Source organism: Bacillus cereus group sp. N31 (assembly GCF_016483245.1).
Classification (GTDB): Bacteria; Bacillota; Bacilli; order Bacillales; family Bacillaceae_G; genus Bacillus_A; species Bacillus_A toyonensis.
Genome location: NZ_JAEHCH010000007.1, coordinates 31375 through 52093, shown reverse-complemented (window position 1 = coordinate 52093; position 20719 = coordinate 31375). Strand labels below are relative to the sequence as shown.

Sequence of the window (20719 nt, the reverse complement as noted above, 5' to 3'; positions counted from 1 at the left end):
ACGCTTTTTAAACTATTGACATTCAATGAGTTGGAATTTGAATAAAAGGTGAGTTTAAAGTAAACGGTTATATGAATGAGTAGAAAACTACATTCTACATAGAATGTAGTTTTTCATATATCCCGTAAAATCATGCTTCTTTGTAGGATAATCATTTCATTAAGTAAAGTGGTGGTGAAACGTAAAACGTTTGACTAGTAGTGTAATGAAAGAGCTCACATATCAGATAAATATTTTCCAACATATAGACCACTTGCAGCTGCTTGAGATAATGAATGAGTAACACCTGAACAATCTCCAACTAAAAATAGCCCATTCATACTTGTTTCAAAATGGTTATTGATTTTTATCGTAGGGGCATAGAACTTTCCATCTATTCCATATAATAAAGTATCTTTATCGATAGGTTCTTGGATAAAATGTTCTAAGCGTAATAAAAATTCTTTGAGTCCGTCAATATATAATGGAGGAATTTCTTTATACAAATCTCCATAATCTCCGTGTAGTGTAGGTTGTATACGATTATGTTTCATATCTTTTTCCATTGTAGGCTGTTTCTTTAATAAGTCCTCTAAGCGCTGTATAACAATCCGATCTCGTCCTTGGTTTATGCCTTTAATAATTGAGTTTGCATATATATTGGCTTCTTTAAGAGTTGGGAAATAGCGCGGGATAAACAAAGTGAAATTTAAGTTAGGAGTGCCAGTTCCTTGCTCTCGAAAATTTTGACCGTCAGGCATAACTAAACCTTCTTCGTACTTTCGAATAATGCGTCCTTTTGGATTCATACAGTAAGTAGTTGCTGTGAAATTTTCACCTTGATAAGAAAGTTTCGTTTCAAAAGTATCTTCTAATATAGAACGTAATTGATGTTCTTTCATTTCTACTCTAATCCCTAAGTCTACACGTGTTTGTTCCTGAGAAATATTTAGAGAAGTGCACATTTCTTTTAACCAATCTGCCCCAGAGCGCCCCGTTGCAAATACGAGTTGCTTAGATTGAACTGTTCCTTGATTTGTAGTTATATTAAAATGATCTTTCTGTTTCATAATATGCTCTACATCTATATGAAATTGGATATTTATTTTCGTAAGTAAAAATTCATAGAGTTGCTGAAAAATGGTACTGGAAATTGTAGTACCAAGATGCCTTACTTCTGTTGTTAACATTTGTAAACCACAAGTTGCAGCTTTCTTAGTGAGATTTACATTTTCTGTAGAATATTTTGAAACTGAATTTCCACCAAACTGACATAGAATTTCATCTACTTCAGCCATAAGTTGCATAAAACCTTCTTTACCTACTTTTTGTTCGAGTTCTCCTCCAAATCCATTTGTATAATTAAATTTTCCTTCAGACTTTCCTAAGCCACCAAAACCGAAATATTTATCACATATGTTACAGTCACACGTTTTTCCTTGATCTAAAGGACAATTTCGATGTTCTAGCGGTTTACCTTTATCAAGAATTAAAATGTTTTTGTTACTTTTGGCTAATGTATAAGCCATAAAAATGCTACTTACTCCAGCGCCGATAATTGTAACATCATACATATTCTTTCACCTGCTAACGAATAGTTTGTTTACTATTTTCCTAGTGTATAACACTTTTATGAAGTTAAGAAATAGCTTTTATGAATAAAGAAAAAGTTTTTGAACTTTATACTTTTTCAATTTCTCTAAGTGGTGGATGAAGTATAAATGTTTTTATTTGAACGGAGATATCGTTTTAAATAATCACTTTTTCGTATGATTCATAAAAGTCTACATATAAAAAGAACAGACCTTTTCAGTAAAAAGGTCTGTTCATCATTTGAAAAAGTTGTTAAGTGCATAAATTAGAAGGGAAGTATAGTTTTATTTAGCGAAGGCATGGTTACCGATTACTGCTACTGTTTGACGTGTCGTAATCCATTTGTCTGTTGATGTTTTTGGGTTGTAGAAATAAAGCCAATCAGAATGTATTCCCTTTGTGGAGATAGCCTCTTCTACAGCCATTTTTGCTTCAGCGCTTGCAGGCTGATTAATTCTTCCATCTGTAACAGGAGTAAATGCATATCCGTATTTAATAGGTTCATAAATAACGCCTGTTATTGTATTTGGAAACCCTTTTGCATTTACTCGATTTAGGATAACTTTTGCTACAGCTACTTTTCCTTTATATGATTCGCCACCAGCTTCAGCGGTAACTAAGCGTGCCATTAAGTCTTTTTCTTTTTCGGAAATACTGGAATAAATTTTTAAATGTTGCCCTGTATAAAGCTTGTTACCGATTGTGTTGTTAATTTGTTTTATAGATTGAACGGTTACGTTGTAGCGCTTTGCTATCGTTTCTAATGAATCTCCCGGTTGTACTTGGTAAATAATTTGTCCAGAAGTGTTCGTAGTTTTTTCGTTTTGATGAACTGTAACCTCATTTGATTTCATAGATCCTGGAATATGTAACTGTTCTCCAATAAAAGCTTGATCGTTTCCTTTATTATTCGCTTGTTTAATGGCTTGTATGGAAACTCCATATTGTTTACTAATGCCCCAAAGTGTATCATTCTTTTTTACTGTATGAATGGTGGAAGCTTCAGCTGTACTTTGATTACATACGAATGTAAGTGCTACTGCAGATAAAGGAATTATATGTTTTAGTTTTAATAATTTCATTGTAAATCCTCCTAAAAAAGTAAGGTATAACTGTTGCATAATGTAATTCAGAATATGGAAATATAAATATTTTAATGTAAGTATATTAGCACATATAAAATAAATAATCATTATAAGTTTTTTATTTACATCCATATAGGATTCAAATATGAAATATTGCATATGAAAATACATTGAAGTTCATATTGCTGCTTACTATAATCTATTTAGTAGAAAGGTAATATGTTATAGAAATAAAATCATTATAGATTAATATAATGATTATTATTTGTTATGAATTAGGAGGATTTATGTAATGAAAATGTTTCAAAGAGTAGGTGTTTCAGCTGTGATCGTCTCAACATTTTTAGGAATAGGTGACAGTGTTAATATTGTAACTGCTGATTCTATAGAACAGCAGAGTAAATTAGGGATAGAACAAGAAACAGATAAACAAATCATTGTAAAATTCAGTGCAGATTTGAAATTACCATATGAAGATGGTATTGAAAAACAGATACAATCTGAAACGAACGATAAAGTATTAGAAGATTTTTTGGCAGAATATCCAGATGTAACATTTACTCGTCTATTCACATCTGTAAGTCCGGAAGAAATACAAAATCTTGAAGTGAAAGCACCTAATAATGTATCTACAAGCCTATTAAACTACTATATTCTTCAAACCAAAAATGATGGGCGTGAAGAAACACTAGTAGATAAGTTAAAAGCATCTTCTTTAATAGAAGATGTGTATATGAAGAAACAAGAAAAAATAATACCGCCTGAAGTGAAACAATTAAGTGTATCTCTTACTCCTAATAATAATCCTAGATTTAATAAACAAGGTTATCTTGAAGCAGCACCATACGGTATTAATGCACCCTTCGCCTGGGGCGTTCAAGGCGGTAATGGAAATGATGTAACCTTTGTTGATATGGAATATGGTTGGTTATTAAATCATGAGGATTTAGTACATCGAAATATTGAATTGATGTCTGGAAGAAATATAGATCAACATGTCGGTCATGGGACGTCTGTACTAGGAATTGTATCATCTGAAGATAATGAAGTAGGGAATATTGGGATTGCACCAAAAGCGAAAGCAAAAGTGATTTCTCAAATAAGAGATAACGGACAGTATAATACAGCTGATGCAATATTAAGTGCTGTAAATCATTTAGAAGCTGGGATGCTTTATTATTAGAGGCACAAGCTTCTTTTGATGGATATGGTGATAAATATTTACCTGTTGAAGTACAACCAGATATCTTTGATGCAATTCGTGCGGGTACAGATAAGGGTGTTGTAATTATAGAGGCTGGAGCAAATGGTTGGAATGATTTAGATCAATTTAAAGATAGAAATGGTAAACAAGTTTTAAATCGTAATAGTAAAGATTTTAAAGATTCGGGTGCAATTATGGTAGGAGCGGGTTCTTCATCTTTCCCTCATGAACGTATGTGGTTTTCGAATTATGGAAGCCGTATTGATGTGTATGGCTGGGGAGAAAACGTAGATACAACTACAGCTGAGCAAAGTAGAAGTGCTGTAAATCTTTATACATCCAGCTTTAGTGGCACGTCTAGTGCTTCGCCTATTATTGCTGGAGCAGCGACTTTAGTACAAAGTATTGCTAAAGAAAATGTAGGACAACCATATAGACCAAGTGAATTGAGAACGATATTAAGTAACCATAACACTGGAACGAAGTCTAAAGATCCATATTCAGATAAAATTGGTGTTTTACCGGATTTGAAGTCTATCCTAGTAAATTTAGGGTATGAACGAAGAGAACTAAACGGTGGGAATGAGTTACAAGTAACAGAAAATGAACCAAATAATGAACCTAAACAGGCAAATAAAATTAACTTTCATACACCAATGAAAGGGACACTACATAATCGTGATAACGTAGATGTATTTACTTTCCAAATTGACTCGCCAGAAACTATTAATATCTCTCTACTAAATGAAAAAAATATTGGAATGACATGGGTACTTCATCATGAATCGGATGTAAATAACTATGTAGCATATGGTGAAAATGAAGGAAATGTAGTTAAAGGAACCTATAATGCAAAGCCAGGTAAATATTATTTATATGTCTATAAGTATGAGAATAAAGATGGTTCATATGTATTAAATATAAAATAATCGAAAGGAACTTCAGATGAAGTTCCTTTCGATTATTTTAATTCAGGATACGTGAATGTTTTTTTACTTTATCTCGCAATTTGTCGGCAGTAAGAATTCCACCTCGTATTCGTCCGATTAGTTAAACGTTACTTCTATGCAATATTTCATATTTATGAAATGTCATTTATTTTTTACTCACCAGATTATATTATATTCAATAAGTTTGATGTAAAACAGAAAAGGGAGGAATAATAATGAACAATAAGAAGTTTATTTTGAAGTTATTCATATGTAGTATGGTACTTAGCGCCTTTGTATTTGCTTTCAATGATAAGAAAACCGTTGCAGCTAGCTCTATTAATGAGCTTGAAAATTGGTCTAGATGGATGAAACCTATAAATGATGACATACCGTTAGCACGAATTTCAATTCCAGGAACACATGATAGTGGAACGTTCAAGTTGCAAAATCCGATAAAGCAAGTGTGGGGAATGACACAAGAATATGATTTTCGTTATCAAATGGATCATGGAGCTAGAATTTTTGATATAAGAGGGCGTTTAACAGATGATAATACGATAGTTCTTCATCATGGGCCATTATATCTTTATGTAACACTGCACGAATTTATAAACGAAGCGAAACAATTTTTAAAAGATAATCCAAGTGAAACGATTATTATGTCTTTAAAAAAAGAGTATGAGGATATGAAAGGGGCGGAAAGCTCATTTAGTAGTACGTTTGAGAAAAATTATTTTCGTGATCCAATCTTTTTAAAAACAGAAGGGAATATAAAGCTTGGAGATGCTCGTGGGAAAATTGTATTACTAAAACGATATAGTGGTAGTAATGAATCTGGGGGATATAATAATTTCTATTGGCCAGACAATGAGACGTTTACCTCAACTATAAATCAAAATGTAAATGTAACAGTACAAGATAAATATAAAGTGAGTTATGATGAGAAAGTAAACGCTATTAAAGATACATTAAATGAAACGATTAACAATAGTGAAGATGTTAATCATCTATATATTAATTTTACAAGCTTGTCTTCTGGTGGTACAGCATGGAATAGTCCATATTATTATGCGTCCTACATAAATCCTGAAATTGCAAATTATATGAAGCAAAAAAATCCTACGAGAGTGGGCTGGGTAATACAAGATTATATAAATGAAAAATGGTCACCATTACTTTATCAAGAAGTTATAAGAGCGAATAAGTCACTTGTAAAATAGTAAATATGGTCATAGTAAGAAGCGGTGAAATACGTCGCTTCTTATTGAAAATACAGTTTTTCTTGTAAATGGAACAATTTTCGAGCTATCGCAATCAATGTTTCATTATGAAAAGACGAAACTTTTAAATCGAATTCATTTCAAGTGAAAAATGAATACAAATAACCTTTTGAAAAAGCAACTGATCTAAGTGATTGGTTGTTTTTTATTTTGAAGTGGATGAGCAAAAAAACATAAAAGTGGTTGGTCCGTTTTTTACAAACATCCATTATGATAAGAGAAGAAAGGTAGTATTTTTTTGATGCTTTAAAGAGGAAGTTTTTTATTGAAGTTCTTAATTAAAATAGACTGGCCTTAGAGAGGTGAAAATACAATGAGTTTTGCAATTTCACTAGTAGTTATTATTGTAATTGTATCGCTGTTTGGGACCGTACTAGTTGCACGAAATGTGGAGGAGAATTACGGCAAGTCTACAAAGAGAAATGTGAAAAACTTATCGACTATCTATATTATCCTTCTTTTCGTTCTACTTGTTGGGGTAACGTGGTATGCGGTAGTGATTTAATAACTTTTTAAAGGAGCACATTCATATTGTGTATGATGGAGGAGTAGCACTTTGATAAAAAATGAGCGCCACGTTTTAATTGTTTTTCCGCATCCAGATGATGAATCATATTGCGTGGCTGGTACAATTTTAGCTTATGCTCAGCAGAATGTTCCTCTTACTTATGTTTGTTTAACGCTTGGCGAAATGGGGAGAGCGATGGGAAACCCTCCTTTTGCAACACGTGAATCATTATATGCTATAAGAGAGAAAGAACTAAAGAGCGCAACTAATATTTTAGGGATTAAAGATTTACGTATGATGGGATATCGTGATAAAACGCTTGAATTTGAAACTCCGGGAGAATTAAGAAGTGTAATACAAAATTGTGTGGAAGAATTGAATCCTTCGTTAGTCATTTCTTTTTATCCGGGATATGCAGTGCATCCAGATCATAATGCAACAGGAGAAGCAGTAGCCAGGGCGTTAGCTAATATTCCGGAAAATAAGAGGCCAACATTTTATGCTGTAGCTTTTTCAAATAATCATGAAGCAGAAATAGGGCCACCAAGTTTTAAAAATGAAGTAAAAGAATATGTTCCAAAAAAGTTGGACGCATTGCAAGCACATGCATCACAATTTGCGACTAAGGTAACAGAACTGAAAAGAAAGTATGAAGATGGTGTTCCGGAAACAGTCGAGTGGTTAGAGAGAGAACCGTTTTGGATATACCCATTCAAAGATAAAAATAAGTGATGCTATAGCTGAAGGTGATGAATATGTATTTTGAATATAAGAATCGAAAGGTTTTTTATAATATAGAAGGATCGGGTCCCGTCATATTATTTTTACACGGTCTTGGAGGAAACGCAAATAATTGGTTATATCAAAGGCGATATTTCAAGGGGAATTGGACAGTGATTTCAATAGATCTACCTGGGCATGGGAAATCTGAAGGACTAGAAATTTGCTTTAAAGAATACGCAAATGTTTTGTATGAGTTATGCGATTATTTAAAACTACAAAAAGTAGTCATTTGTGGTCTTTCAAAAGGGGCTAGAGTAGGAATTGATTTTGCTATACAATATCCAAGCTTTGTTTCTAGCTTAATTGTTGTAAATGCATTTCCTTATTTGGAACTAAAGGATCGTAAAGAGCGACTTGAAGTATATGATTTACTTAGCTTACAGGATAACGGAAAAACATGGGCGGATACATTATTGAAGGCGATGGGAGTAGCAGATAATGAAGGGATTGTCCGGGGATTTTATCAATCTTTACAGTCTATTAACCCATTGCATATTCAAAGATTATTTGCTGAATTAGTTGATTATGATCAGAGACCGTTTCTTGCAAATATTTCATGTCCTGTTTTAATAATAAGAGGGGGAAATGATGATTTTGTCCCTGAGAAATATGTAAGAGAGTTTGAAATACATTTAAAAAATACGACTTTCATTGAGTTTGAAAATAGTGGACATTTACCTTATTTAGAGCAGCCAACTAGCTTTAATATGACGGTAGAAACATTTTTAAATCATGCGCTTAATTAATACGATTGTTACAGTAAATACTGTTATTAATGAGTAAGGGATAGTTCGTTTTGAGAGGAGGGAACTAGATGGAATGGAAACCAAATCGTGCAGATAAGACACCCGTATATAAACAAATTGCTGATTATATTGAAAGGGGTATTTCTTCAGGTGAATTTCCTTCTGATAGCAAGTTACCTTCTGAGCGTATGCTAGCAAAGGAATTACAAGTGAACCGGAGCACAATAGTAGCTGCATATGAAGAGTTAAAATCACTTGGAGTAGTAGAACGGCAAAAAGGAAGCGGAACTCGGGTGAATACAGACATATGGGGTGTGTCACATAAACGAATACCGAACTGGGGGAGGTACGTTGAGGATGGATCGTTCTTACCTAACGTACCACTTGTTCAACAAATTCGAACGGAAACACAAAAAGATGACTTAATTAATTTAGCGAGTGGAGAATTGTCACCAGAATTAATTCCGAGCGATAGATTTCGAACGATTTTGTCGGAGAAAACATTTATGGAAAACCTCGGTTATGACCATCCACTTGGAAATGAGATGTTGAGAAAAACAATTGCAGTACATGTTCAGCAATACAAACAAATTGAATCAGAATCAAGCTCGATTCTGATTACATCTGGAGCACAACAGGCACTTAATCTTATCGTTCAATGCTTATTAAAACCGGGCGATGCCATTGCAATTGAAGATCCTTCGTATTGTTTCTCGCTTCCCATGTTTAAATCGGCCGGTTTAAATATATTCCATTTACCTGTGGATGAGCATGGAATGAATCCAGATGACTTAATCGATTTGCACAAAAAGCATCGTATTCGTATGGTGTTTTTGAATCCGGATTATCAAAATCCGACGGGCACTGTGCTTTCGTTAGCGAGGCGTAAAAAGATTTTAGAACTGTCTTCTGAATTCGGTATACCGATTGTAGAGGATGATCCATATAGTTTAACTTCTTTTAATGGAGAAGTGAATCCAACATTAAAATCAATGGATCAGAATGGGAATGTTCTTTATATAAGTTCATTATCAAAAATTGTTGCGTCAGGATTACGTATTGGCTGGGTAATTGGTCCTACGCGCGTAATAGAACGTTTAGCAGATGCGAAGCAACAAGTTGATTTTGGTCATAGTGTATTTACACAGTGGGTAGCAAATCAATTTTTAGAATCAGAAGATTTTCATACGCATATTACAATGCTTCGTGGACAATTGAAACAAAGAAGAGATGAGTTAATTAGAAAGCTTGAAGAAATATTAGGGGACCGCGTTGAATTTTTTGTTCCAGAGGGTGGAATACATGTATGGTGCAAAGTACAAGGAACGTTTGATGAATATCATTTATTAGGTGAATCTATACGGAATGGTGTAGCATTTGTCCCTGGAAGTGTTTTAGGTTCTAAAAGTGAATATATTCGTTTTACTTTTGGGAGAGTAAATGTAGAACAAATCCAACTTGGAATTACGAGGTTTGCGGAAACGCTAAACGAAATTTCATAATAGTGATGCATAATATTGGAATGAGGGGAAGAAATGAAGTATGTGACGCTTTTACTTCAAGTAGGCGTGCTATATGTGTTTAGCTTAGCTGGTACGTGGATTCAGGGAATATTCCATCTATCGATGCCAGGAAGTTTAATAGGAATGTTAATGCTGTTTCTACTCCTTTCTACTCGTATTTTGCCATTAAAGTGGTTTGAGTTAGGGGCAGAAAAGTTAATCGTATTTTTACCGTTATTTTTAATTCCTTCGACAACAGGATTAATGGAATATGGATCTTTTCTTTTAAGTAAAGGAAGTATTATATTCCTTTTAGTTGTTGCAAGTACGGTAGTAACATTGATTGTTTCAGGGTATGTAAGTCAATTATTAGTAACATTCAAAAAATAAAATCGACAAGGTGCACGATTCAAATGGTCTTAATACTTATTACTGTAGTCATATATTTATTTGCGACAAAGCTGTATAAAAAATATACGTTTCCATTTATGTTACCAGTATTAACAGTTACAGCAATTATGATTTGCTTATTTCTGATGTTTGGCATTTCTCATCATGAGTATAAGGAAAATGGTGGGGACGTTCTTTCAGGCTTTTTGAGTCCTGCAATTGTAGCGTTAGCCATACCTCTATTTAAAGAACGAAGGATACTTATGAAAAACTTTTTATCGATACTTATTGGCGTATTGATAGGTATAGTGGCTTTAACGAGTATGAATGTAGTGATTGGTGGGATTTTGAATATAGATAAGGAATTTATACTAACAACTCTTCCGCAATTAGCGACAATGCCAATTGCCATTTCATTAGCGGATCAAATTGGTGGTATTCCAACTATGACTTCTAGTTTTGTAGTTGTTGCAGGAATAACAGGTGCTATTATCGGACCGACAGTACTTAAGTTTTTCCGGATAACAAGTACGATTGGAAAAGGAGTGGGGATGGGCTGCGCATCACATATTATCGGTGTGAGTCGACTCGTGAAGGAAGGCGAGAAAGAAGCGACTATCGGTTCAGTAACGATGATTGTAACAGGAATACTCATTAGTATATTAATACCTTATGGAACGAAATTTATATTTTAAAAGTTGTAATAAGAAGTATAATGCTACTTATTTTAAAATGTATGGAGATGATAAAAGTGACAACATGGTTTATAGTTACATTATTTATTTTTGGTGCCATTAAAGTTCTAGTTTCTAGTATGCCAACTTCTGTTGTAGAATCCATTATTAGTAGATTTGAATTACATCAAAAACTTGATGAAGAACATACGACTGTATCGCTAGATGGAAAGAATATAGAGGGCGAAGTGAAACTGCAAGTTATAAATGATTTTAACGAGGCTTTATTTTTAGATAAACATTATTTTCCGCCACAAGGTGAAGGCACGCCGATAATCATTGAAACGAAAAAAGGAAAAAGAGTAATTACGTTATCGATATATAGTTATGAAGAACATATTGATGTAATAAGGCAATATAAGAAGAAAGTTGTTGCCTATCGTTTACGTTCTAAAAGTCTTCAAACGTTTGCACCATTAGCAGTAACTGAAGAGTATGCTTAAGAAGAGACCTATAATGGTCTCTTTATTTTTGTATCCAATTATATACTTTCCAAATAAAAGAAAGGAACATCATATAACCAAATAAAGAATATGTATGGTTCCAGTCTGCACTATGTATAAATAAACCTAAACCTTCAGCAACATGTTCAAAAATGCTAGCACAAATACCTATGGAAATAATAAATATAGTTCTAGAAACGGCAGATAATGTTTTTGAAATTTGTATGAAAATGATTGTTAAAATCGGTAGTACAAACAACGTAAAGCCAATGTTAACTGAAAATATGGATGGGAAGGGCCTAACTGGAAAGAAATATATGTGCTTATGGACAAAGAAAGCATCTAAGTAAGTTCCGATAATTGAAGAGAGTAAGATTGTAACTGCTAATGCTAGAAAATTATTCTTCTTCTCGAAGGAGGACATTTTTCTTTGCGAGAATTGCCAGTTCAATTTTTTCGAGTGTTTTGCAGTAGTCTTCTGTAATTTTTCCATTCATATTTTCCTCCTTATCCACTAAGTAATTTACAACTTGCCAGTCCGTAAACCAATCTTCACTTTCAACTTCTTCATGCTTCATATTTCGCCATGCATAGATGAGTGCAGGGCTGTATATACGATATGCGCCACTACGCAACTGGCATTTCTTTATGCGGCGTTTATAAAACTCACGGGAAAAAGATTCATTTACACTTGAAAATAAATGAGGCCAGTAATCTTTCCTTGAGCCTGTATGTGGATGATGCTCGGCCCAATATATGATTTGAGATAAAATATGTGTATCTCGAAATAATAATGAATACAACCTTTTTCCAATTAAGATTCGTTCATGCAAGGAAGTAAAATGTTTCATTGTATCGCCAATTAATAAAGTTTTTTGATTTGTATTATTTTCGTAGAAAGGGAAAAGGATATGATTAAACTGAAAGAAATCAAAGAGTTTAAATCCGATACTATTGAGTACGGTCTTTTGAAAGTGTGCATTTTGAATCACTCTTTTTTCTAAGTAGTTTTGCTCATTAATAATAGTTGCGATTGCTAATGTTTTTTTGTTCCCAGTTTTCCAAAAATCGTTCCACATCGTTTCCATAAATGTAGAAACATTTAGGTGAGGGAGAAGATGAAATAGCTTTTTTGCTTTTTTAACACTTTGTTCATAAAGTAAAAATTGAGGATATACATCTTGAAAAATGAGCCAATTCCCTCTTTCTAAAAAAGAAAAAAATGTAATTTGATCTTTCTCTGATAAAAGTTTCGTATATAAGTCTCCTTTTAAATCAGTCATATTCCAACCACCGTTACGTGATACCATATGCCCAAGTAGTGCCCAATGTATTTCTGGATATCGAATGTAAAATTGGTAGTACGCGCGTGTTCTCGTAACATTATTTTTATTTAGTTGTTCTGTCTGTATTTTTATATTGTTGATGATGAATTGCTCTTCTTTCGTTAATGTATACATGGTGTCAGAATGAATAAGTTTGCTTTTTTGTTTCAATTCATTTTTTACATCAAATAGGGAGAGAGGCAGTGCTTTGGAAGGTCCGTTATATGTATGATTTGAATTGCTTCGGTCCATTCCGTTACCTCCCTTTTTCATAAGTTTAAACGTGATTATTGGCTATGAATCATTCTATTTATCCCGCTATTTGCCGGGCAGTAAGATCCCCACCTCAAAATTCAGCGGAAGCAAAGAAGTTCAGTGGAGGTCGGGCTGCCCGTAAAAGCCCGATTGGTGAGGGCTGATAATCAGTGGGGGATGCCCCCCCACTAAATAAAGTTTCACTTTATTTTATTACGAGTATAAGAAATAAATGAGCGGTGTTTTTTACAAAGAATTTATTTATCATGCAAATAGTATAAAAAATCTTACCGTTATGAAGCGAAATAAAAAACAGAAACTATGCTTAATAGTTTCTGTTTTTTTATTTTGTCAATTTAATGTAACAAATGACAATTATGATTTGAATCAATTGAAAATAATTCAATAGCTTTTAATAAATACAATTTTTATGAAATGTACAGCAGGAGGAAAAGAAATGCTTAATAAAATAATTTTAATTACTGGTGGTACAGGTTCGTGGGGACATGAACTTATAAAACAATTATTAGAAAAATCACCGAAAGAAATTAGAGTTTTTTCAAGGAATGAAACGGTTCAGTTTGAAATGCAGCAACAGTTTATAAATGAAACTAGATTAAAATTTATCATTGGAGATATTCGTGATAAAGACCAACTCGTCTATGCTTGCCAAGATGTACATTATGTATTTCATCTTGCAGCTTTAAAACATGTTCCAGTATGTGAGTATTATCCTTATGAAGCTATAAAAACAAATATACATGGTACGCAAAATGTAATTGAAGCATCTATCCAGATGCAAGTTGAGAAAGTTATATATGTTTCAACAGATAAAGCAGCGGATCCATCAAATACGTATGGGATGACAAAAGCAATTGGTGAAAAATTAATGGTTCATGCGAATGTGCAAACGAAGAAAACAAAATTCATTTGTGTTCGTGGTGGAAATGTTTTAGGGACGAGCGGAAGTGTAGTGCCGCTTTTTAAAAAGCAAATTAAGAAGTCTTCACAAATAGGAATTACCGATGTAAATATGACTAGATTTTTCTTAACGATTGAAGATGCTGTTCGGTTGTTATTTAAAGCAGCATTTGAAGGAAGAGGAGGGGAGATCTTTGTCATGAAAATGCCGGCATGTAAAATCACAGATTTAGCAAAGGTGTTGATCGAAGATTCGAAAAAAGAAAACGTGAAGATAAAAGAAGTAGGGATAAGGCCAGGTGAAAAATTAAGTGAAATGCTTTTATCTGAAGTAGAGAGTAAAACAAGTATAAGTTTTGATCAAAATTATTTTGTGGTACTACCGACTATTCCTATAGAGGGACTTCAAGAATATTATGCTAGTTATCCGCTTGTGGATGTGAAGAGTTTTAGTTCTCAACAAGACTTACTTGCAAAAGATGAGGTGAAACAAATGCTATTAAAGGGAGGATTTCTACGATGAAAAAAAATGCAAGCCTTTTAATAACTGGTGCAAATGGTTTCACAGGTAGACATGCTTGCCAATATTTTTTAGAGCAGGGCTTTCATGTAATTCCTATGTTTCAAAACCGTCCACATAGAGAAAACATCGGAAATAGTATTACTTGTGATTTAACTAATAAGGGCGAAGTAATGAAGGTAATGAAACAAATAAAACCAGACTATGTATTGCATTTAGCAGGAAGAAATTCAGTTATAGAGTCTTGGACAGCTTCTCTTGAATACATGGAGATTAATGTAATAGGGACTTTGTATTTATTAGAAGCGATTAAGCAGGAAGCTTCGCATTGTAAAACATTAGTTATAGGATCTGCATTGCAAGCAGATAGTATGAATAACATAAAAGTTTCAAATCCATATAGTTTAAGTAAAACGATGCAAGTCATTATTGCAGAGGCTTGGGGCGGATTAATGGATTCAAATATTATCATTGCAAAGCCCTCAAACTTAATTGGTCCAGGAGAATCGAATGGCATTTGTTCGATTCTCGCAAAAAAAATGATAGATATAGAATCGGATAGAAGTAAAGCGATTATTGAAGTAAACAGTTTGAAAGATAGTAGGGATTTTCTAGATGTACGTGATGCGGTTAAAGCGTATCATGTGTTATTACGTAATGGTATAAATGGGAAACAATATAATATTGGATCAGGAGTGAGACGATCTTTATTAGATGTACTAGAACAATATAAAAGATTAACACAGCTCCATTTTACTATAAAAGAAACAGAGAATAGTGGAAGCAGCTCAAATGAGAGCTTAGTAATAGAGGATATAAAAAAGTTAGGTTGGATCCCAGAAATTCAATTTCATCAATCATTAAAAGATGTACTTGAATATGCGAAGTGCAGTGACATCTGCATGCAATGAAAAATAAAAAAGGGTGTAAGAAGTATATGAATGTGAATGGTTATGAAGCAATAAATAATCAAAATACACTATTTCTTTCGATTGTCGATACGCTGGATTGGAAAGATGAAGAAGCGCATGTTTTGCACATCTATGAGGCGATAAATAAATGTCGAGCATACGTGGAAAAGGTTAATCGGAAAAATCCAGCAGTAGAGACGGGAATTAGGCCTGTAATCCAAGTCTTTACTCAGTGTGAATGTAGTGAGTATGGAAATGATTTTTATGAACTTATCAAAGATCTTTTGCAAGATATAGGATTTGAGTTAAATATTTATAAATAGTAAGTTTACTTACATGTAATAGGTTGATATAAAGCAAGATTTTTAATGATAAAGGTGGATATAAGTTATGAATAAAAAGATTCTCTTTACTGGGGGCGGTACAGCAGGACACGTTATGATTAATATGGTGTTGATTCCTAAATTTATGGAAAAAGGATGGGGAGTTGAGTATATTGGATCTCAAAATGGAATTGAAAAGTTATTAGTTCAAAATGTTAAGTACAATAGTATTTCAACGGGGAAGCTTCGGAGATATTGGGATTGGGAGAACTTTAAAGATCCTTTTAAAATTATAAAAGGCTGCTTACAAAGTTATAAATTAATTAAGAAAGTGAAGCCAGACGTTATCTTTTCGGCAGGAGGATTTGTTTCAGTTCCTGTAGTTATAGGGGCATGGTTAAATCATGTACCAATCGTAATACGTGAGCCAGACAGTACGTTAGGGTTAGCAAATAAAATAGCATTGCCTTTTGCTACAAAACTATGCACAACATTTCCTCATACAGGGGAGAGTGTAAGTAACGAGAAAAAAGTTTATGTAGGACCAATTGTAAGGGAAGAAATTGAGAGAGGTAACGTATTACGAGGAAGAAGTTATTGTGAATTTCAGCAAGATAAGCCAGTATTGTTAATTATGGGTGGGAGTCAAGGTGCTAAGTGGATAAATGATATGGTAAGGAAAAGTTTAGATACATTATTATTAAGTTTTAATATTGTTCATATGTGTGGTAAAGGAAAGGTAGATTCATCTATTGGCATGGAAGGTTATATGCAATTTGAATATATAGGGGAAGAATTGCCGCATATATTGAATATGGCAAGTGTTGTCGTTTCCAGAGCGGGTTCTACTGCTATTTCTGAATTGTTATTTTTGAAGAAACCGATGTTGCTTATCCCGTTAACTAACGGTTCCAGTAGAGGGGATCAAGTTTTAAATGCTGACTATTTTTCTAGGCAAGGGTATGCGGAAGTTTTACTTCAAGACAGAGCAAGTAATAGTACATTTACACATGCAGTAAACCGGCTATATGCAAATAAGGAGAGATATGTTCAAAACATGAATGGATATAAGAAAACAAATGATGAGGGGATTCATCAATTAATAGATTTAATAAATGAAGTGGTGAAATAATAGAAAGTTAAATAGAAAAACAAAAGGAAAAAAGGTATCTTCTTTCCTTTTGTTTTTCAAATTCATTATTATGTAGCCTATTATATTCTGTATAGAGCTATATACTATAGACGAATACCGTTTTTTAACAGCTTAGTAAATGCATTAGAATAAATAGGTTTACTGTAATAGTAACCTTGAATAAACTGACATTTATTTTTTTGAAGGAAATTCACGTGTTCTTTCGTTTCTACACCTTCAGCGATAACCGACATCTCTAATGTATGTGCTAATGTGATGATTGTTTTAATGATTTCCATTCCATCTTCACACGTTTCAGACATTGTCATAAATTCCCTCGGGATTTTTAAAGTATCGATTGGATATAAAGGTAAGTAAGCAAGCGAAGAATAGCCTGTACCAAAGTCGTCGATTGAAATGTGAATTCCTAAATTTTTTAGTGTACGCAGTTTTATTAATGTTTCTCTTTCATCCATCATTGCAATTCGTTCTGTTAATTCAAGATCGAGAGAACTTGCTGGTAAGCCTGTAGTTGCTAAAGTAGATGAAATAGACTTTACAAAATCTTCTTGTTCAAATTCTTTAGCAGATAAATTTACTCCTATTTTTAAATGAGAATACCCGAGTGCATGCCAACGTTTCATTTGCTCACAAGCTTGTTGTAATGTCCATTTTCCTATTGGAATAATTTGTAGTGTTTCTTCAGCAATAGGAATAAATTCGTATGGAGAAATAACACCTAATTCGGGATGGTTCCATCTGATCAAAGCTTCAGCACCGATAATTTTGTTAGATTCACTGTCAACTTGAGGTTGATATAAAAGGAATAATTCTTCATTTTGAAGTGCGTTTGGTAAATCTTTCTCTAATCGTAATCGTCTTTCGATTTTTTTAGCGATTACATCGTCATAAATAGAGACTGAATTAAGCTCTTTTTCTTTCGCATCATACATTGCGACATTAGCGTTTTTCAAAAGTGTAGAGGCATCGATTCCAGAATGTGGATAAATAGCGATACCAATACTAAGTGATACATTTAATTTTTGTTCATGTATGACAAATGGTTTTTTCATACTTTCAAATAATTCGTTACATAACTGAAATAAGGAATCATGGTCAGTATAGTTTTCAATTAAGATTGTAAATTCATCGCCACCGATTCTTGATACATAAGTATGTGATGGAAGACATGATTGGAATCGCTGTGCCACTTCTTCTAATATGTAATCACCTGACGAATGCCCAAGTGTATCGTTAATTGCTTTAAAGCGGTCTAAATCTAAATATAATAATGCAAACTCACTATTTATTGTTTGAGCATTCTTTATAACTTTTCTTAATTTCTTATGGAAATAGGCTCGATTCCCAATTTTCGTTACAGTATCGTGGAATGCTAAATATTTTATTTCTTCTTGTTGTTTTTTTTGTGCGGTAATATCCTTTACCATAATATAGCTTCCTGAAATTTGTCCATCTATCATAATAGGGACGATGGTAACGTATAAAAAATAAATAAAACCATCTTTATATTGAGAACTAAGTTGTAAGGATGCCGATTTTTGTTGTTTAACTTTTTCTAATGCAGTTAACAGTTTGTGTTTATCTTCATCTAAAATGATCGAGAAACATGTCTCACCGAGTAACTCGTTTGTTGGTGCTCCGAGTAGGACGCTTCCTGCCTTATTTACATTTAAGAATACTCCATTTAAATCAATTGTAAAAATAGGATCAGGGTGATATTCATATAATGATTCGAATTTTTGCTGTTTCTGAGATAGAGCCTCTGACTTATGGACTAAATCAGAAGTCTTTAAAGTAACTTTATCTTCAAGTTGAGCATTAAATGCTTGTAGACGTTTTGTTAGAGTAGCATTTTGCATACCCACAATAGAATGTCGAATAAGTACAAAAACAAAAGCGATACAATTTCCTGTAATGAGAGTGGAAGATGATGTTTGTTCTTTTAACGTAAACCCGATTAGTATTGCGACGGCAAGGTAGGGGAATACGACTAAAACTTTTTTCCCTAATTTAGGGTGTACAGTAAAATAATTTTTATTACTATTATAATCGTCTGAAATGGAACCAGCTATTGCGATAAGTAATATAGGTACTCTATATAAAAGACGTAATAGCGTTATAGTATCATTTGCTAAATGGCTATATAGGTAGAAGTAAATATAGTTAAAAGTTGCAGAACTTATTAATACAAAAATAAAAATATAAATTTTCCGTTTGGAATTAAAAACAGTTGGACGGAAAAAGAGACTCACACTTAATAGAAGAAATAATAGGTCTGCAATTGGATATAGAAAGGAAAGAAAAATATCTCCCAGTGAAAGGGAAAATATATTTAAATCTGGCTGATTAAATAAATACCATTCTAATGTGAATACGGAAATGAGTACTATGCATAGATCACAAATAAAGAATGCCTTTTCCCATTTGTTGCATTCTTTTAAGATTTTATAGCAGAAAGCGATAAGGCAGAAGAATAGAAAAAACATGTAAAATACATCAGAAACAGTAAAACGATGTATTGGAATCTCAAAAAAGTTATCTTGATACGTATATACTATTTTTCCTAATAAAAAACTACCAATTGCTATTGTGATACATATCCAAAAAGGATTTGAACTAACTTTTTTAGAATATATAGAGTAAATTAGTGATACAAATGTAATGGCTTCAATGATGAGTGAAGCGAAGCGTACATTGAAATTTGAAAAATGAGTAGGGAACAGAAAGAAAAACATAAAATAGATTGAATAGCATACTAACGTTATAATTAATATGCATAGTTGTAAATTTTTATTTAATTTCAATAAAATCACCTTCTTTAATTATGCACCATATTCGTAATATCTATACATAATAATATTACTTAAGGATTGTATCAGATTTCCATATAAAAAGCATGCTAATAAGAAAAGAATTGAAGAGTGTAATACTTCTTAAAATTGAAAAAGTATTGCGTTCAATAATTTTTAGTTTATAAGGAATATAGATAGAATTTGTATATTTAGTCATCCTTTAGATTTTAAAGGTTTTTTAGTGATTTGCAAGCAGAAATGCAACATTACATATAGAATGACAAGGGACTTCCTTCTAGGTTATAAAACGAAAGGGAAGACTTTTTGTTTTATAATCTGAAAATTTATAATTGAAAATCAGTTATGGGAAGTAATATGATAAGAAAGTATGATTTTGTGGGTTTGATAGTGTTGCCATTAAAACTATAAAAAGAGGGTGAACTTTTAATGTTATGTCGAATTAAAGATGTAGAAATATACTACGAAATTGTTGGAGAGGGGAAACCAGTCCTTATAATACATGGCTGTGCCCCTGATCATAGGTTAATGCAAAGATGTATGGAATCAGTATTTCAGAAATATGAAGGATATCAAAAAATTTATATTGATTTACCTGGCATGGGAAAATCGAACGCTCCAGATTGGATAAATAGTTCAGACCATATATTAGAAGTCCTTATTGCATTTATTGAGGAGATTATTTCTACTGAAAAATTCTTATTGGTAGGAGAATCGTACGGAGGATATTTGGCTAGAGGGATACTCTCAAAGATGTCTGAGAAGGTGAATGGATTATTGTTAGTATGTCCTGTTGTTGTAGCACAACCAAAAGAAAGAATTTTACCGGATAAACAGGTACTTGTAAGAGACGAGGAGTTTTTAAATACGCTCACTTCTATCGAAAGAGAAGAATTTTGTGATTTGGCAGTGGTAGCAAATGAATATACATATACACGATTCAAAGAAGAAATTAAGCCAGGATTAGATGTTGCTAATTATGAATTTATTGAAAGGTTGCAAAAGAATTACCCTCTTACTATAGATTTTCACCGTAAGAAATATGAGAAACCCGTTCTTTTATTAGCTGGAAGACAAGATATAACGGTAGGGTATCAAGATATTATAGGAATGATTGAAAATTATCCAAGAGCGACATTAGCTGTGTTAGACACGGCAGGACATAATTTGCAAATTGAACAGCCTGAACTATTTGAGAGTTTAGTAGGAGAGTGGATTAGAAGAACAACTTAGCAAAGTGTATAAAGTATATTAAAGGAGAATAAATTAATATTGCGATTATGCCTAAGTTTTTGGATGGGACAGATTAACGTGATGTATAA

General features: G+C 33.0%; 18 protein-coding genes and 2 pseudogenes. 15 read left to right on the top strand and 5 right to left on the bottom strand.

All coding sequences use genetic code 11. From position 1 onward, the window contains the following. Positions 1–215: 215 nt before the first annotated feature. Both JDS81_RS11725 and JDS81_RS11720 read right to left on the bottom strand, forming a co-directional pair. Positions 216–1553 (bottom strand): NAD(FAD)-utilizing dehydrogenase, encoded by a 1338-nt coding sequence (locus tag JDS81_RS11725; protein ID WP_097953968.1) that lies wholly within the window; start codon positions 1551–1553, stop codon positions 216–218. Between the two features lie 303 nt (positions 1554–1856). Beyond that, positions 1857–2654, bottom strand: coding sequence for a cell wall hydrolase (locus JDS81_RS11720; RefSeq protein WP_097953967.1), 798 nt, complete (start codon positions 2652–2654; stop codon positions 1857–1859). 295 nt (positions 2655–2949) lie between these two features. Between JDS81_RS11720 and JDS81_RS11715 the strand changes: the two are divergent. From JDS81_RS11715 to JDS81_RS11670, 10 genes and pseudogenes are all read left to right on the top strand, one after another. Continuing rightward, positions 2950–4790: pseudogene (locus tag JDS81_RS11715) on the top strand (S8 family peptidase). Between the two features lie 236 nt (positions 4791–5026). Next, entirely contained in the window at positions 5027–6013 is a 987-nt protein-coding gene (locus tag JDS81_RS11710) for a phosphatidylinositol-specific phospholipase C (protein WP_097953966.1), read from the top strand. Between the two features lie 34 nt (positions 6014–6047). Then, positions 6048–6161, top strand: a pseudogene (locus JDS81_RS11705) (GntR family transcriptional regulator); the annotation flags it as partial. Between the two features lie 225 nt (positions 6162–6386). After that, positions 6387–6578 (top strand): hypothetical protein, encoded by a 192-nt coding sequence (locus JDS81_RS11700; RefSeq protein ID WP_000006467.1) that lies wholly within the window; start codon positions 6387–6389, stop codon positions 6576–6578. Between the two features lie 54 nt (positions 6579–6632). Beyond that, positions 6633–7313, top strand: coding sequence for a bacillithiol biosynthesis deacetylase BshB2 (gene bshB2 / locus JDS81_RS11695; RefSeq protein ID WP_097954023.1), 681 nt, complete (start codon positions 6633–6635; stop codon positions 7311–7313). Positions 7314–7336: 23 nt separating this feature from the next. Further along, positions 7337–8110 (top strand): alpha/beta fold hydrolase, encoded by a 774-nt coding sequence (locus JDS81_RS11690; RefSeq protein ID WP_097953965.1) that lies wholly within the window; start codon positions 7337–7339, stop codon positions 8108–8110. A gap of 68 nt (positions 8111–8178) precedes the next feature. Further along, on the top strand, positions 8179–9612 hold the full coding sequence (gene pdxR / locus JDS81_RS11685) for a MocR-like pyridoxine biosynthesis transcription factor PdxR (RefSeq protein WP_000454969.1): 1434 nt from the start codon (positions 8179–8181) through the stop codon (positions 9610–9612). Between the two features lie 33 nt (positions 9613–9645). Continuing rightward, the gene (locus tag JDS81_RS11680) at positions 9646–10002 is read left to right on the top strand and encodes a CidA/LrgA family holin-like protein (RefSeq protein WP_000878482.1); all 357 of its coding nucleotides are present in this window, start codon (positions 9646–9648) and stop codon (positions 10000–10002) included. A 23-nt stretch (positions 10003–10025) separates the two neighbouring features. Next, a complete protein-coding gene (locus JDS81_RS11675; RefSeq protein WP_097953964.1) occupies positions 10026–10697 on the top strand; it encodes an LrgB family protein in 672 nt (223 codons plus the stop codon). Between the two features lie 56 nt (positions 10698–10753). Further along, positions 10754–11179 (top strand): YfmQ family protein, encoded by a 426-nt coding sequence (locus JDS81_RS11670; protein WP_097953963.1) that lies wholly within the window; start codon positions 10754–10756, stop codon positions 11177–11179. Positions 11180–11201: 22 nt separating this feature from the next. Here JDS81_RS11670 and JDS81_RS11665 read toward each other — a convergent pair whose 3' ends face one another. Both JDS81_RS11665 and JDS81_RS11660 read right to left on the bottom strand, forming a co-directional pair. Beyond that, on the bottom strand, positions 11202–11603 hold the full coding sequence (locus JDS81_RS11665) for a CBO0543 family protein (RefSeq protein WP_141499360.1): 402 nt from the start codon (positions 11601–11603) through the stop codon (positions 11202–11204). After that, complete coding sequence (locus JDS81_RS11660; protein ID WP_097953962.1) at positions 11578–12756, bottom strand: DUF2515 domain-containing protein; 1179 nt, start codon at positions 12754–12756, stop codon at positions 11578–11580. Before JDS81_RS11660 ends, JDS81_RS11665 begins: the two co-directional genes overlap by 26 nt. 460 nt (positions 12757–13216) lie before the next feature. Here JDS81_RS11660 and JDS81_RS11655 point away from each other — a divergent pair, with 460 nt between their 5' ends. The 4 genes from JDS81_RS11655 to JDS81_RS11640 all read left to right on the top strand — a co-directional run bounded on the left by JDS81_RS11655 (position 13217) and on the right by JDS81_RS11640 (position 16566). After that, the gene (locus JDS81_RS11655; RefSeq protein WP_000932617.1) at positions 13217–14203 is read left to right on the top strand and encodes a UDP-N-acetylglucosamine 4,6-dehydratase family protein; all 987 of its coding nucleotides are present in this window, start codon (positions 13217–13219) and stop codon (positions 14201–14203) included. After that, positions 14200–15111 carry an SDR family oxidoreductase gene (locus JDS81_RS11650; RefSeq protein WP_097953961.1) on the top strand — a complete coding sequence of 304 codons (912 nt, stop codon included), beginning with the start codon at positions 14200–14202 and terminating at the stop codon, positions 15109–15111. Before JDS81_RS11655 ends, JDS81_RS11650 begins: the two co-directional genes overlap by 4 nt. Beyond that, positions 15108–15434, top strand: a complete 327-nt coding sequence (locus JDS81_RS11645; RefSeq protein ID WP_097854958.1) for a DUF6572 domain-containing protein — start codon at positions 15108–15110, stop codon at positions 15432–15434. Before JDS81_RS11650 ends, JDS81_RS11645 begins: the two co-directional genes overlap by 4 nt. A gap of 67 nt (positions 15435–15501) precedes the next feature. Beyond that, positions 15502–16566 (top strand): undecaprenyldiphospho-muramoylpentapeptide beta-N-acetylglucosaminyltransferase, encoded by a 1065-nt coding sequence (locus JDS81_RS11640; protein WP_097953960.1) that lies wholly within the window; start codon positions 15502–15504, stop codon positions 16564–16566. 104 nt (positions 16567–16670) lie between these two features. Here the strand turns inward: JDS81_RS11640 and JDS81_RS11635 are convergent, their stop codons facing one another. After that, positions 16671–19391: a GGDEF domain-containing phosphodiesterase gene (locus JDS81_RS11635; RefSeq protein ID WP_142311401.1), complete on the bottom strand. Its 2721-nt coding sequence runs from the start codon at positions 19389–19391 to the stop codon at positions 16671–16673. Positions 19392–19826: 435 nt separating this feature from the next. On the opposite strand from JDS81_RS11635, the gene JDS81_RS11630 reads away from it, so the two are divergent. Next, a complete protein-coding gene (locus JDS81_RS11630) occupies positions 19827–20630 on the top strand; it encodes an alpha/beta fold hydrolase (RefSeq protein ID WP_097953958.1) in 804 nt (267 codons plus the stop codon). Positions 20631–20719: the final 89 nt, after the last annotated feature.

Coding starts and splice junctions, on each gene's coding strand:
- JDS81_RS11725 (WP_097953968.1), bottom strand. CDS start 1,553: ATGTATGATGTTACAATTATCGGCGCTGGAGTAAGTAGCATTTTTATG.
- JDS81_RS11720 (WP_097953967.1), bottom strand. CDS start 2,654: ATGAAATTATTAAAACTAAAACATATAATTCCTTTATCTGCAGTAGCA.
- JDS81_RS11710 (WP_097953966.1), top strand. CDS start 5,027: ATGAACAATAAGAAGTTTATTTTGAAGTTATTCATATGTAGTATGGTA.
- JDS81_RS11700 (WP_000006467.1), top strand. CDS start 6,387: ATGAGTTTTGCAATTTCACTAGTAGTTATTATTGTAATTGTATCGCTG.
- JDS81_RS11690 (WP_097953965.1), top strand. CDS start 7,337: ATGTATTTTGAATATAAGAATCGAAAGGTTTTTTATAATATAGAAGGA.
- pdxR (WP_000454969.1), top strand. CDS start 8,179: ATGGAATGGAAACCAAATCGTGCAGATAAGACACCCGTATATAAACAA.
- JDS81_RS11680 (WP_000878482.1), top strand. CDS start 9,646: ATGAAGTATGTGACGCTTTTACTTCAAGTAGGCGTGCTATATGTGTTT.
- JDS81_RS11675 (WP_097953964.1), top strand. CDS start 10,026: ATGGTCTTAATACTTATTACTGTAGTCATATATTTATTTGCGACAAAG.
- JDS81_RS11665 (WP_141499360.1), bottom strand. CDS start 11,603: ATGTCCTCCTTCGAGAAGAAGAATAATTTTCTAGCATTAGCAGTTACA.
- JDS81_RS11660 (WP_097953962.1), bottom strand. CDS start 12,756: ATGGACCGAAGCAATTCAAATCATACATATAACGGACCTTCCAAAGCA.
- JDS81_RS11655 (WP_000932617.1), top strand. CDS start 13,217: ATGCTTAATAAAATAATTTTAATTACTGGTGGTACAGGTTCGTGGGGA.
- JDS81_RS11650 (WP_097953961.1), top strand. CDS start 14,200: ATGAAAAAAAATGCAAGCCTTTTAATAACTGGTGCAAATGGTTTCACA.
- JDS81_RS11645 (WP_097854958.1), top strand. CDS start 15,108: ATGAAAAATAAAAAAGGGTGTAAGAAGTATATGAATGTGAATGGTTAT.
- JDS81_RS11640 (WP_097953960.1), top strand. CDS start 15,502: ATGAATAAAAAGATTCTCTTTACTGGGGGCGGTACAGCAGGACACGTT.
- JDS81_RS11630 (WP_097953958.1), top strand. CDS start 19,827: ATGTTATGTCGAATTAAAGATGTAGAAATATACTACGAAATTGTTGGA.